Genomic DNA, 12,320 nt, shown 5'->3' with positions numbered 1-12,320 from the left:
ATGTTTCACGTGAAACATCGACCGCCGGTGCCGTTCGCGCTTCGCTCAGGGGCGATGTTTCACGTGAAACATCGCCCCTGCCGGGCGAGGAGCAGCGAGGTGGCGGCGTACAGCGCGGCCACGGTCAGGATCAGCGGTGCCGACTGCCCGTTGACGGGGAGCATGAGCGAGGCCACGGCCGCGGCGCCGACGAACGCGACATTGAAGAGCACGTCGTAGACGGAGAAGACGCGACCGCGGAACTCGTCGTCCACCCGGGACTGGACGACGGTGTCGGTGGAGATCTTGGCGCCTTGGGTGGCGAGGCCCAGGACGAAGGCGGCGGCCAGCATCGGTCCGGGGGCGAAGAACAGGCCGAGCGCCGGCACCAGGACCGCGGCGCCCGCGGCGCAGACGGTGATCGTGCCGAGGGTGCCCAGCCGGCCCACCAGCCAGGGAGTGATGACGGCGGCGGCGAAGAAGCCGGCCCCGGAGACGCCGACCGCGATACCCAGCAGGGCCAGGCCGTCGGATTCGTTGTCCGACCACGAGTAGCGGCAGAGCATGAGCAGCGTGACGAACAGGGCTCCGTAGCAGAACCGCATCATGGTCATGGCGCCGAGCGCCTTGGCCGCATCGCGCCGGTCGGCCAGGTGCCGCAGGCCCTCGGCCATGCCCCGGATGGTGAGGGTGACCCCTTCGGTGACCGACGGGTGGGTCCGGCCCGGGCGGTGGTCGGGCCCGAGGAGGCCGATGGCCAGGCGCAGGGAGGCGAGGGCCGCGCACAGGTAGAGGCTCGCCCCGAGCAGGACGACGGCTGCGTCGGAGTCGGAGGCCAGCAGCCGGACGAGGAAGGCCAGCCCTCCGCCGGCGACCGCCGCGAGTGTTCCGGCGGTGGGGGAGAGAGCGTTCGCGGTGACCAGCTGGTCCGGACCGACGACCCGCGGCAGGGAGGCGGCGAGCCCGGCCAGGACGAACCGGTTGACGGCGGTCACCGACAGGGCCGAGGCGTAGAACAGCCAGTCGGGCACGTGCGAGACGATCAGCATGCCGGTGACGCAGGCGAGGAGGGCCCGCAGCAGGTTGCCGTAGAAGAAGACCTGGCGGCGGCGCCAGCGGTCGAGCAGCACTCCGGCGAACGGGCCGACGACCGAGTAGGGAAGCAGCAGCACCGCCATGGCCGAGGCGATGGCCGCGGGCGAGGTCTGCTTCTCGGGGGAGAAGACGACGTAGGTCGCGAGCGCCACCTGGTAGACGCCGTCCGCCGCCTGGGAGAGCAGCCTCACGGCGAGCAGGTTGCGGAAGTCCCTCAGACGCAGGAGTACGCGCAGATCACGTACGACAGCCATGAGGGCAAGGGTCACATACGCGGAGGGTCCCCGGGCGTATTGCCCGGGGACCCTCCGCGGAAGAACAGCCGAAGTCAAGGAGTCCTCAAGGACCCTCGGGCTCGACTAGCGCTCGACCTCGCCCTTGATGAACTTCTCGACGTTCGCGTAGGCCTCGTCGTCGAAGTACTGCACCGGCGGGGACTTCATGAAGTAGCTCGAAGCCGACAGGATCGGGCCGCCGATGCCGCGGTCCTTGGCGATCTTCGCGGCACGCAGGGCGTCGATGATGACACCGGCGGAGTTCGGGGAGTCCCACACCTCGAGCTTGTACTCGAGGTTCAGCGGGACGTCGCCGAAGGCGCGACCCTCGAGGCGGACGTAGGCCCACTTGCGGTCGTCGAGCCACGCGACGTAGTCGGACGGGCCGATGTGGACGTTCTTCTCGCCGAGCTCACGGTCGGGGATCTGCGAGGTGACGGCCTGCGTCTTGGAGATCTTCTTCGACTCGAGGCGGTCACGCTCGAGCATGTTCTTGAAGTCCATGTTGCCGCCGACGTTGAGCTGCATGGTGCGCTCAAGACGGACACCGCGGTCCTCGAACAGCTTCGCCATCACGCGGTGCGTGATGGTGGCGCCGACCTGCGACTTGATGTCGTCGCCGACGATCGGGACACCGGCCTCGGTGAACTTGTCCGCCCACTCCTTGGTGCCGGCGATGAAGACCGGGAGGGCGTTGACGAAGCCGACCTTGGCGTCGATGGCGCACTGGGCGTAGAACTTCGCCGCGGCCTCGGAGCCGACGGGGAGGTAGCAGATCAGGACGTCGACCTGACGGTCCTTGAGGATCTGGACCACGTCGACCGGAGCCTCGGCGGACTCCTCGATGGTCAGGCGGTAGTACTTGCCCAGACCGTCAAGGGTGTGACCGCGCTGCACGGTCACGCCCGTGTTCGGGACGTCGCAGATCTTGATGGTGTTGTTCTCGCTGGCGCCGATGGCGTCCGAGAGGTCGAGGCCGACCTTCTTCGCGTCGACGTCGAACGCGGCGACGAACTCGATGTCACGCACGTGGTAGTCGCCGAACTGGACGTGCATCAGACCGGGGACCTTGGCCGCCGGGTCGGCGTCCTTGTAGTACTCGACGCCCTGCACCAGCGAGGCGGCGCAGTTGCCCACGCCGACGATGGCTACGCGAACCGAACCCATTCCGGTTGCTCCCTGTTTGTTCTCGGACGAGGCCTGCGAGGTGCAGGTCTCACTTTGCAGTTTCGTCGGACGGACCGGGTCGTCTCTGATCCCGTCCCGCCCGCTCACTCTCGATGAGCTCGTTCAGCCAGCGCACTTCGCGCTCCACGGACTCCATGCCGTGCCGTTGCAGCTCAAGCGTGTAGTCGTCGAGGCGCTCCCGCGTACGGGCGAGCGAGGCCCTCATCTTTTCCAGGCGCTCTTCCAGCCGGCTCCGGCGGCCCTCCAGCACCCGCATGCGCACTTCTCGTTCGGTCTGGCCGAAGAAGGCGAAGCGGGCGGCGAAGGACTCGTCCTCCCAGGCATCGGGTCCCGTGTGGGAGAGCAGCTCCTCGAAGTGCTCCTTACCTGCTGCCGTCAACCGGTAGACGATCTTGGCGCGGCGCCCTGCGAGTGAAGCGGCGAGAGCGTCTTCCGGGGCGTTGCCCGGTTCTTCGATCAACCAGCCGTTGGTGACGAGCGTCTTGAGGCAGGGGTAGAGCGTTCCGTAGCTGAATGCCCTGAACACCCCCAGCGAGGTGTTGAGCCGCTTGCGCAGCTCGTACCCGTGCATGGGGGATTCGCGAAGCAGGCCGAGGACGGCGAACTCAAGGATGCCTGAGCGCCTGCTCATCCGCCTGCCCCTCATCCGCTTCGGAGTCGTTATGTCGAGCTGATGTATCGGCTCGATACATCCAGACGATAGAACGGGGCGCCCTCGGCTACAAGTGGGGGAGAGGTGACCGGCATCACATCACCAATTCGTACGAGGCAAGTTGCCTGTTTTGGGGTGAACTTCGGCACTGATTGGGTTTTGAGCGTGCGTAGTCTGTGGGCCATGACGCCGGGGGGAACCGGAACTCACCCGCCGCTTCCAGGCCACTCGCCTGCCCGAGGAGTAGTCGTTCGATGAGCGAGCACCGACGCAAACCGCCGCAGCCCGAAGGCGGTGGTCGCGCTGCGGCCCGCCGGGCTGCCCAGCAGCGCCCCGGCAGGGGTGGCGCGTCCGGACGTGACGTCCCGACCGCTACACCCGGCGGCCCGCACGGGGAGCAGCCCGGTCACGGCAGCCGCTCCGAGGCCCGCCGGGCCGGCGGACGGCCGTCCGCCGGACGCGGTGGTGCCAAGGGCGGTGGAGGGACGGGGCGGCCGGACAAGCGGTTCATCAACTACCCGCGCTCCGACAGGGACGGCTGGAAGCGTTTCGTCCCGTCCTGGAAGCTCGTCGGCGGCACGGCTCTGGGCTTCTTCGCGGTCGTCACGGCGGGCGCCGGCATCGGTATCGCCTCGGTGAACACACCCGACGCGAACAAGGCGGCCAAGGCACAGAACAACGTCTACCTCTGGGCCGACGACACCCAGATGGTCGCGACCGGCGGGTCGATGAACCGCCAGATCGTGCCCATCGGGAGGATCCCCCGGTCGATGCAGAACGCCGTGATCGCGGCGGAGAACGAGTCCTTCGAGTCGGACAAGGGCGTCGACCCGATGGGTGTCGCCCGCGCCGTGTGGAACATGGCCAAGGGCGGATCCACCCAGGGCGGCTCGACGATCACCCAGCAGTACGTGAAGAACACGTACCTGGACTCCGACCAGACGCTCAAGCGCAAGGTCACCGAGCTCTTCATCTCGATAAAACTGGGTGTGACCGAGGAGAAGAACACGATCCTCGCGGGCTACCTGAACACCGCGTACTACGGGCGTGACGCCTACGGCATCCAGGCGGCCGCCCGCGCGTACTTCGGCAAGGACTGCCAGGACCTGACCCCCTCCGAGGGCGCCTTCCTGGCCTCCGTGCTCAAGGGCCCCAACCTCTACAACCCGGACGGCGGCATCGGCACCGCGGCCACGCCGCAGCTGAACACCGAGCGGGCCAAGCAGCGCTGGGCCTGGGTGCTGGACCGCGAGGTCACGGTGGGCCGCATGGAGCAGTCCGAGCGGCAGCAGTACAAGGAATTCCCCAAGATCATCGAGTCCGAGCAGGCCCGCAACATGTCCGGGCAGATCGGCTACATGGTCGACACCGCCAAGGCCTACGTGATGAAGACCAAGGGCCTCACGGTGGAGGACCTGGCCAAGGGCGGCTACCAGATCCACACCACCTTCGACAAGCCGAAGGTGGACGCGCTGGTCAAGGCCGTCGAGGAGACCCGCGACGGGTTGATCGACGAGAAGAAGCGGCCCGAGACCGACACCTTCGTCCAGTTCGGCGCCGCCTCCGTGGACGTGAAGTCAGGCGCCCTCGTCGCCCTGTACGGCGGTCCGGGCTTCGACAAGAAGCACTTCAACAACAACGCGAACACCACGGGTGTCCAGGTCGGCTCGACCTGGAAGCCGTTCGTGCTGGCGGCGGCCATGCAGTACGGCACCCAGAACTCCAACGGCGCCGGGATCTCCGCCGACAGCAAGTACATGGCCAACGACCTCACCGTGATCAACAACCGTGAGGGCAAGCCGCTGCGCGACAACTCCGGCAAGCCGTTCAAGCAGAAGAACGAGAGCCCGACCGCCTACGGGTACGTGACCCTGAACGAGGCGATGGAGAAGTCCATCAACGTCCCGTTCGCCCAGCTCGTCTTCGACGTGGGCCACGAAAAGGTGAAGTCGGTCGCCCAGTCCGCCGGCATCCTCCCGGAGTCCTTCGACCCGAACAACAACGCCTCCTTCGCGCTGGGCACCTCGACCCCCAGCGCCATCCGGATGGCCGACTCGTACGCCACCTTCGCGGCTTCCGGCACCCACCACGAGCCGTACTCCGTGCGCGGCGTCCAGAAGGACGGCAAGGACCTGCCCGGCTTCGAGGCCCCCAAGGCGCAGCAGGCCATGGACAACTCCATCGCCGACAACATCACCAAGGTGCTGCGCAACGTCGTCGAGAACGGCACCGGTACCAAGGCGAAGAAGCTGGGCCGGCCCGCCGCGGGCAAGACCGGTACCACCGACAAGAACATGTCGGCGTGGTTCGTCGGCTACACGCCCGAGCTGTCCACTTCCGTCACCCTGTTCCGCTCGGACCCCAACGCGGAGAAGAAGGAACTGATCTCGATGAGGGGCGTGGGTGACATCCCGTCCCTGCACGGTGGTGACATCCCGGCCGAGATCTGGACCAAGTACATGAAGGACGCGCTGAACGGCGTTCCGGAGAAGGACTTCCCGGAGCCCGACAAGATCGGGGTCGTCGCGGACGCCTCCGGTGCGCCCTCGCCCAGCCCCTCGATCGTCCCCTCGCCCTCCGCGCCCCCGGCCTCCCCGTCGCCGAGCTCCGAGCCCCCGGCCTCCCCGACCCCGTCCAAGGGCGGCAAGCCGTCCTGCAAGCCGTGGGACCTGTACTGCGACCCGAGCACCGGCGGGGGCAGCAACAGCGGAGCCACGAACGGCGGAGCCAGCGGATCACCGTCACCATCGCCGTCCCCGACCAGAGGCCGTCCGGGCGGAGTCACCGGCTTCCCGGCCGGCGGCACCGCCGGCTGACCCCCGGCCGTCCGCTCCACGCCGGCGAGGGCCGTCGCACCCCGTGCGACGGCCCTCCCCCATGTCCGGCGCCGTACGGCAGGATGAGCGCATGACGAAGGTGCACGAGGACCGCCCCGTACTGCCCACCCAGCAGGACGAGGTCGCCGCGGCCGGCAGCGAGCTCATCGGCGGGCCCCTGGGCCGCCACGCCCGGCTGGGCGGCCACTGGCTGACCCCGGTGCGTGTGGTGGTCCTCGTGGCCCTGGGAATGTTCGCGCTCGGCATGGTGCAGAAACTGCCCTGCTACGACTGGGCGTGGTTCCGGGGAGCCGGCTCGCAGTACACCCACGCCTGCTACTCGGACATCCCGCACCTCTACGTCGTACGCGGCTTCGCCGACGGCCTCCTGCCGTACTTCGACAAGCTCCCCGGCGACATGCAGTACCTCGAGTACCCGGTGCTCACCGGTCTCTTCATGGAGATCGCGTCATGGCTGACCCCCGGCGGCGGCGCCATGCAGCACCGCGAGCAGATGTACTGGATGGTCAACGCGGGCATGCTGATGATCTGCGCCGCGGTCATCGCCGTGTGCGTCGCCCGCACCCACCGGCGCCGGCCCTGGGACGCCCTGCTCTTCGCGCTCGCCCCCGCCTTCGCACTCACCGCGACGATCAACTGGGACCTGCTCGCCATCGCCCTCACGGCCGCCGCGATGCTGATGTGGTCCCGCGGCCGGGCGCTGGCCTTCGGCGTCCTCATCGGGCTGGCCACCGCGGCAAAGCTCTATCCCGTCCTGCTCCTCGGGGTGCTGTTCGTGCTCTGCTGGCGCGCCGGCAAGTGGTGGGCGTTCGCCGTCGCGGCGCTCGGCGCGGCCGGCTCCTGGCTCGTGGTGAACCTGCCCGTCATGGCGTACGCCTGGGACGGCTGGACGAAGTTCTACACCTTCAGCCAGGAACGGCCCATCGACTTCGGCTCCGTCTGGCTGCTGATCTCCCAGCGCACCGGCAACCCTCTGGAAGGTGCCAACACGTACGCGACGGGCCTGACGGTCCTCCTGTGCGCGGGCATCGGCGTGCTCACGCTGACGGCCCCGAGGCGTCCGCGCTTCGCGCAGCTGGCCTTCCTGGTCGTCGCCGCCTTCATCCTGGCGAACAAGGTCTACTCGCCCCAGTACGTGCTGTGGCTCATCCCGCTCGCCGCACTGGCCCGGCCGCGCTGGCGGGACTTCCTGATCTGGCAGGCCGGTGAGGTCCTGTACTTCCTCGGAATCTGGTTCTACCTCGCCTACACGACCAGCGGCGACAAGCACCAGGGTCTGCCGCTGGAGGGCTACCAACTGGCGATCGCCGCCCACCTGCTCGCCACGCTCTACCTGTGCGCGGTCGTCGTCCGCGACATCCTGCTGCCCGATCGGGACGTCGTACGCCGCGACGGGTCGGACGACCCCTCGGGCGGGGTCCTGGACGGGGCCCCGGACGTGTTCGTGCTCTCCGACGCGGCGAGGGCGCCGCAGGATGCGGCGCCCTCGGAGGGGCAGCGGGTCGACTGGGGCATGAACCTCAAGGACTGACCGTCAGGCGTCGAGCACCCGGTCGAACTGCGTGGTGGTGTGGCGCAGGTGAGCCACCAGCTCGTCGCCGACCTTCGGCTCGGTCGCGTCCGAGGGCACGAACAGGATCGACACCTGCATGTGCGGCGGCTCGGCGAACCAGCGCTGCTTGCCCGCCCACACGAACGGCGACAGATTCCGGTTGACGGTGGCCAGACCCGCCCGGGCGACGCCCTTGGCGCGCGGCATCACCCCGTGCAGGGCCTTGGGGGCCTCCAGGCCCACGCCGTGCGAGGTACCGCCGGCGACCACGACCAGCCAGCCGTCGGAGGCGGCCTTCTGCTGGCGGTAGCCGAACCGGTCCCCCTTGGCGACGCGCGTGACGTCGAGGACCGCGCCGCGGTACTCGGTCGCCTCGTGGTCGCCCAGCCACAGCCGGGTGCCGATGCGGGCCCGGAAGCGGGTCTGCGGGAACTGCTGCTGGAGCCGGGCGAGCTCCGTGGCCTTGAGGTGGCTGACGAACATGGTGTGCAGCGGCAGCCGGGCCGCGCGCAGCCGGTCCATCCAGCCGATGACCTCCTCGACGGCGTCCGTGCCGTCCGGGCGGTCCAGGGGCAGGTGCAGGGCGAAGCCCTCCAGGCGGACGTCCTCGATCGCCGAGTGCAGCTGGCCCAAATCCTGCTCGGAGATGCCGTGGCGGCGCATCGAGCTCATGCACTCGATGACCACCCGGGCGCCGACCAGGCCGCGGACCCCGTCCACCGAAGACACCGACCGGATGACCCGGTCAGGCAGCGGCACCGGCTCCTCGCCCCGCCGGAACGGGGTGAGGACGAGCAGGTCCCCGCCGAACCAGTCCTTGATGCTGGCCGCTTCATAGGTCGTCCCGACGGCCAGGATGTCGGCGCCCAGCCGGGTCGCCTCCTCGCACAGCCGCTCGTGGCCGAAGCCGTAGCCGTTGCCCTTGCAGACCGGGATCAGCCCGGGGAACTGGTCCTGGATCTGCTTCTGGTGCGCACGCCAGCGCGCGGTGTCGACGTAGAGCGTGAGCGCCATGCCCGTCCGGAGCCTCTCTCGGAAAGCTGCGTGGTGCAGCGGTCGGTGTGTGTGGGTGGGGCGGGGTGGTTCAGCGGCGCGACATGTAGATGTCGAGCGCCTTGTGCAGCAGCTTGTTGAGTGGGAAGTCCCACTCGCCGACGTACTCGACGGCCTCGCCGCCCGTGCCGACCTTGAACTGGATGAGGCCGAACAGGTGGTCGTTCTCGTCCAGGGTGTCACTGATGCCGCGCAGGTCGTAGACGCCGGCGCCGAGCGCGTAGGCGTCGCGCAGCATGCGCCACTGCATGGCGTTCGAGGGCCGCACCTCGCGCTTGTGGTTGGCGGAGGCCCCGTACGAGTACCAGACGTGCTGGCCGACGGTGAGCATCGTGGCGGCGGCCAGCGGCTCCCCCTCGTGTTTGGCGATGTACAGCCGCATCCGGTTGGGGTCCTCGGAGTTGAGGGCCTTCCACTGGCGCTGGAAGTAGCTGAGCGGACGCGGGCGGAACTTGTCGCGCTCGGCCGTGATCTCGTACAGGTGCTGCCAGGTCTCCAGGTCGTCGTAACCGCCCTGGACGACCTCGACGCCGGCCTTCTCGGCCTTCTTGATGTTGCGGCGCCACAGCTGGTTGAAGCCCTTGAGGACGTCGTCCAGCGAGCGGTTGGCCAGCGGCACCTGGAAGACGTAGCGGGGCTGTACGTCGCCGAAACCGGCGCCGCCGTCCTCGCCCTGCTGCCAGCCCATGCGGCGCAGCTTGTCGGACACCTCGAACGCGCGGGGCTCGATGTGCGAGGCTTCCACGTCACGCAGGCGCTTGACCTCCGGATCCTGGATCCCGGCCTTGATGGCGGTGGAGTTCCAGCGGCGGATGACGACGGGCGGGCCCATCTTCACGGTGAAGGCGCCCTGCTGCTTGAGGTGCGCCAGCATCGGCTGGAGCCACTCCTCCAGGTTGGGGGCGTACCAGTTGATGACCGGGCCCTCGGGAAGGTACGCGAGGTACCGCTTCACCTTGGGCAGCTGGCGGTACAACACGAGGGCGGCGCCGACGAGTTCGCCGGACTTGTCGAACCAGCCGAGGTTCTCGGAACGCCACTCGTTCTTCACGTCGGCCCATGCCGGGACCTGGCAGTGGCTAGCTGAGGGCAGGCTCTGGAGGTAACCCAGATGCTGCTCTCGGCTGATGGTCCTCAGGGACAGGCTCATGCGGGGCGTCTCCTCCGGCGGCTTCGCTGGCTATGGCGCGAAGCCTACTGCGACAAGGGCGCCACCCATCTGGGGGACAGGCCGGGCCTGGGCCGGTGGGAGGCCGGCGCCCTGTCGCGGAGGTCGCCCGGTCAGCCCAGCCAGCCGCCGAACAGTCCGCCGTGGGCCATGCCCAGGAAGAAGCCGACGGCCGAGGCGCCCAGCCCGATGATCAGCGCGAAGCGCTCGCGTGTCGTGACGGAGATGAACTGTCCGTAGGCGCCGGTCAGGATCCCGATCAGCCCGGTCCACGAGCTGAGCAGGTGCAGATTGTGGAAGAACCCCGTGATGAACGCCACGGCGCCCAGGACCAGGGTGACCGCCATCAGGGTGTCCTGGAGCGGGTGGGGCTTGCCGTCGGTCGCGAAGAGCGAGATGGAGGACTGGGGTCGCATTGCCTGTGCCATCGGAAGGCACCTCCTGGCTGAAGCAGAGCGGTGCTGCGGGCCCACCTCCGGCAGGGGCCGGGGGCATAGCACCGAGCACACCCGATGGATACAGATTGTGTCCCCCTGGCGCCGGATTTCAACCGGAAGGAGTCGAGCAGGTAGTCTGTACAGCTGCGCGGTGTCTGCTCTTGGACGCCGTGCGCACGCATCACGACCCTCCTGCCACGGAACGACCGTGGCCGCTGAGTCCAAAGGAGGTGGGTTCCACATGCGTCACTACGAAGTGATGGTCATCCTCGACCCCGATCTCGAGGAGCGCGCTGTCTCCCCGCTGATCGAGAACTTCCTCTCCGTCGTCCGTGAGGGCAACGGAAAGGTTGAGAAGGTCGACACCTGGGGCCGTCGTCGTCTCGCTTACGAGATCAAGAAGAAGCCCGAGGGCATCTACTCGGTCATCGACCTTCAGGCCGAGCCTGCGGTCGTCAAGGAGCTTGACCGACAGCTGAACCTGAACGAGTCGGTTCTCCGGACCAAGGTCCTTCGCCCCGAGACCCACTGAACTTCGGTTCAGCGGTAATCGGGATCGAGTAGCACAGCAGCCCAGCAGCAATCCCCGCCGAGAGGTTCATCCATGGCAGGCGAGACCGTCATCACGGTCGTCGGCAATCTCGTCGACGACCCCGAGCTGCGCTTCACCCCCTCGGGTGCGGCGGTCGCGAAGTTCCGTGTCGCGTCCACTCCCCGCATCTTCGACAAGCAGACCAATGAGTGGAAGGACGGCGAAGGCCTGTTCCTGACCTGCTCGGTCTGGCGTCAGGCGGCGGAGAACGTCGCCGAGTCCCTTCAGCGGGGCATGCGCGTCATCGTGCAGGGCCGGCTGAAGCAGCGGTCGTACGAGGACCGTGAGGGTGTCAAGCGCACGGTCTACGAGCTGGACGTCGAGGAAGTCGGCCCCAGCCTGAAGAGCGCCACGGCCAAGGTCGCCAAGACCACCGGTCGCGGTGGCCAGGGTGGATACGGCGGCGGCGGTCAGCAGCAGGGTGGCGGCGGTGGCAACTGGGGCGGAGCCCCCAGTGGCGGCGCCCCGCAGGGCGGCGGAGCTCCCTCCGACGACCCGTGGGCGTCCAGCGCGCCGGCCGGCGGCCAGCAGCAGCAGGGTGGCGGCGGGGGCGGTTGGGGCGGAAGCTCCGGCGGCTCCGGCGGCTCCGGCGGTGGCTACTCGGACGAGCCGCCCTTCTAGGGCAGCTCGCATCCCCACTTCTTGATCACACAGGAGAGACACAATGGCGAAGCCGCCTGTGCGCAAGCCTAAGAAGAAGGTCTGCGCTTTCTGCAAGGACAAGACCGTGTACGTGGACTACAAGGACACGAACATGCTGCGGAAGTTCATTTCCGACCGCGGCAAGATCCGTGCCCGCCGCGTTACCGGCAACTGCACGCAGCACCAGCGTGACGTCGCCACGGCCGTGAAGAACAGCCGTGAGATGGCGCTGCTGCCCTACACGTCCACCGCGCGATAAGGAAAGGGTGACCGAATAATGAAGATCATCCTGACCCACGAGGTCTCTGGCCTCGGCACCGCCGGCGATGTCGTCGACGTCAAGGACGGTTACGCTCGCAACTACCTGGTCCCGCGTGGTTTCGCGATCCGCTGGACCAAGGGTGGCGAGAAGGACGTGGCGCAGATCCGCCGCGCCCGCAAGATCCACGAGATCTCGACCATCGAGCAGGCCAACGAGGTCAAGGCCAAGCTCGAGGGCGTGAAGGTTCGTCTGGCCACCCGCGCGGGTGACGCCGGTCGTCTGTTCGGTTCCGTCACTCCGTCCGACATCGCCACGGCGATCGAGGCGTCCGGTGGCCCGAAGGTCGACAAGCGTCGCGTTGAGCTGGGCTCCCCGATCAAGACCCTCGGTTCGTACCAGGTCTCCGTGCGTCTGCACGCCGACGTGGCCGCGAACGTGGGCATCGAGGTCGTCGCCGCCTAAGGGCTGCGTATGAAGGGCCGCACCCCCTGGGGTGCGGCCCTTCGTCGTTTCCGGACGCGGGGGTGGTGGGACGGTGGGACGCTAGGAGCGTGTTTCACGTGAAACATCGAGGCTCCCGCACGGGAC

12 protein-coding genes are annotated in these 12,320 nt (G+C 68.2%); 6 read left to right on the top strand and 6 right to left on the bottom strand.

The genetic code is table 11. The annotated features are described in order from the left end of the window. Positions 1–59: 59 nt before the first annotated feature. The 3 genes from ACFWBF_RS36030 to ACFWBF_RS36020 all read right to left on the bottom strand — a co-directional run bounded on the left by ACFWBF_RS36030 (position 60) and on the right by ACFWBF_RS36020 (position 3,168). Positions 60–1,328 (bottom strand): MFS transporter, encoded by a 1,269-nt coding sequence (locus tag ACFWBF_RS36030; protein WP_385609066.1) that lies wholly within the window; start codon positions 1,326–1,328, stop codon positions 60–62. A gap of 105 nt (positions 1,329–1,433) precedes the next feature. Continuing rightward, positions 1,434–2,516, bottom strand: coding sequence for an inositol-3-phosphate synthase (locus ACFWBF_RS36025; RefSeq protein WP_385609065.1), 1,083 nt, complete (start codon positions 2,514–2,516; stop codon positions 1,434–1,436). 49 nt (positions 2,517–2,565) lie between these two features. Then, positions 2,566–3,168 (bottom strand): helix-turn-helix transcriptional regulator, encoded by a 603-nt coding sequence (locus ACFWBF_RS36020; protein WP_385609064.1) that lies wholly within the window; start codon positions 3,166–3,168, stop codon positions 2,566–2,568. Positions 3,169–3,443: 275 nt separating this feature from the next. Between ACFWBF_RS36020 and ACFWBF_RS36015 the strand changes: the two genes are divergently transcribed. After that, on the top strand, positions 3,444–6,005 hold the full coding sequence (locus ACFWBF_RS36015) for a transglycosylase domain-containing protein (RefSeq protein WP_385609063.1): 2,562 nt from the start codon (positions 3,444–3,446) through the stop codon (positions 6,003–6,005). A gap of 91 nt (positions 6,006–6,096) precedes the next feature. Continuing rightward, complete coding sequence (locus tag ACFWBF_RS36010) at positions 6,097–7,557, top strand: glycosyltransferase family 87 protein (protein ID WP_385609062.1); 1,461 nt, start codon at positions 6,097–6,099, stop codon at positions 7,555–7,557. 3 nt (positions 7,558–7,560) lie between these two features. On the opposite strand, the gene ACFWBF_RS36005 is transcribed toward ACFWBF_RS36010, so the two are convergent. From ACFWBF_RS36005 to ACFWBF_RS35995, 3 genes are all read right to left on the bottom strand, one after another. Continuing rightward, entirely contained in the window at positions 7,561–8,592 is a 1,032-nt protein-coding gene (locus tag ACFWBF_RS36005) for an alanine racemase (protein ID WP_385609061.1), read from the bottom strand. Between the two features lie 70 nt (positions 8,593–8,662). Further along, positions 8,663–9,781 (bottom strand): lipid II:glycine glycyltransferase FemX, encoded by a 1,119-nt coding sequence (locus ACFWBF_RS36000; protein WP_385609060.1) that lies wholly within the window; start codon positions 9,779–9,781, stop codon positions 8,663–8,665. A 131-nt stretch (positions 9,782–9,912) separates the two neighbouring features. Continuing rightward, positions 9,913–10,227: a hypothetical protein gene (locus ACFWBF_RS35995; RefSeq protein ID WP_385609059.1), complete on the bottom strand. Its 315-nt coding sequence runs from the start codon at positions 10,225–10,227 to the stop codon at positions 9,913–9,915. Between the two features lie 250 nt (positions 10,228–10,477). On the opposite strand from ACFWBF_RS35995, the gene rpsF reads away from it, so the two are divergent. From rpsF to rplI, 4 genes are all read left to right on the top strand, one after another. Next, positions 10,478–10,768, top strand: coding sequence for a 30S ribosomal protein S6 (gene rpsF / locus ACFWBF_RS35990; RefSeq protein WP_015034882.1), 291 nt, complete (start codon positions 10,478–10,480; stop codon positions 10,766–10,768). A gap of 72 nt (positions 10,769–10,840) precedes the next feature. After that, on the top strand, positions 10,841–11,449 hold the full coding sequence (locus ACFWBF_RS35985) for a single-stranded DNA-binding protein (RefSeq protein WP_385609058.1): 609 nt from the start codon (positions 10,841–10,843) through the stop codon (positions 11,447–11,449). Between the two features lie 43 nt (positions 11,450–11,492). Further along, a complete protein-coding gene (rpsR, locus tag ACFWBF_RS35980; RefSeq protein WP_003956534.1) occupies positions 11,493–11,729 on the top strand; it encodes a 30S ribosomal protein S18 in 237 nt (78 codons plus the stop codon). 18 nt (positions 11,730–11,747) lie between these two features. Next, positions 11,748–12,194: a 50S ribosomal protein L9 gene (rplI, locus tag ACFWBF_RS35975; RefSeq protein WP_385609057.1), complete on the top strand. Its 447-nt coding sequence runs from the start codon at positions 11,748–11,750 to the stop codon at positions 12,192–12,194. Positions 12,195–12,320: the final 126 nt, after the last annotated feature.

It is taken from the genome of Streptomyces sp. NPDC060028 (genome assembly GCF_042736725.1).
Taxonomy (GTDB): domain Bacteria; phylum Actinomycetota; class Actinomycetes; order Streptomycetales; family Streptomycetaceae; genus Streptomyces.
Note: the sequence above shows the minus strand (reverse complement) of the source record. Positions and strands in the feature narration are given on the sequence as shown.

What these genes read in the sequence shown, in the direction of transcription:
- ACFWBF_RS36030 (WP_385609066.1), bottom strand. Translation starts at nt 1,328, where the DNA reads ATGGCTGTCGTACGTGATCTGCGCGTACTCCTGCGTCTGAGGGACTTC.
- ACFWBF_RS36025 (WP_385609065.1), bottom strand. Translation starts at nt 2,516, where the DNA reads ATGGGTTCGGTTCGCGTAGCCATCGTCGGCGTGGGCAACTGCGCCGCC.
- ACFWBF_RS36020 (WP_385609064.1), bottom strand. Translation starts at nt 3,168, where the DNA reads ATGAGCAGGCGCTCAGGCATCCTTGAGTTCGCCGTCCTCGGCCTGCTT.
- ACFWBF_RS36015 (WP_385609063.1), top strand. Translation starts at nt 3,444, where the DNA reads ATGAGCGAGCACCGACGCAAACCGCCGCAGCCCGAAGGCGGTGGTCGC.
- ACFWBF_RS36010 (WP_385609062.1), top strand. Translation starts at nt 6,097, where the DNA reads ATGACGAAGGTGCACGAGGACCGCCCCGTACTGCCCACCCAGCAGGAC.
- ACFWBF_RS36005 (WP_385609061.1), bottom strand. Translation starts at nt 8,592, where the DNA reads ATGGCGCTCACGCTCTACGTCGACACCGCGCGCTGGCGTGCGCACCAG.
- ACFWBF_RS36000 (WP_385609060.1), bottom strand. Translation starts at nt 9,781, where the DNA reads ATGAGCCTGTCCCTGAGGACCATCAGCCGAGAGCAGCATCTGGGTTAC.
- ACFWBF_RS35995 (WP_385609059.1), bottom strand. Translation starts at nt 10,227, where the DNA reads ATGGCACAGGCAATGCGACCCCAGTCCTCCATCTCGCTCTTCGCGACC.
- rpsF (WP_015034882.1), top strand. Translation starts at nt 10,478, where the DNA reads ATGCGTCACTACGAAGTGATGGTCATCCTCGACCCCGATCTCGAGGAG.
- ACFWBF_RS35985 (WP_385609058.1), top strand. Translation starts at nt 10,841, where the DNA reads ATGGCAGGCGAGACCGTCATCACGGTCGTCGGCAATCTCGTCGACGAC.
- rpsR (WP_003956534.1), top strand. Translation starts at nt 11,493, where the DNA reads ATGGCGAAGCCGCCTGTGCGCAAGCCTAAGAAGAAGGTCTGCGCTTTC.
- rplI (WP_385609057.1), top strand. Translation starts at nt 11,748, where the DNA reads ATGAAGATCATCCTGACCCACGAGGTCTCTGGCCTCGGCACCGCCGGC.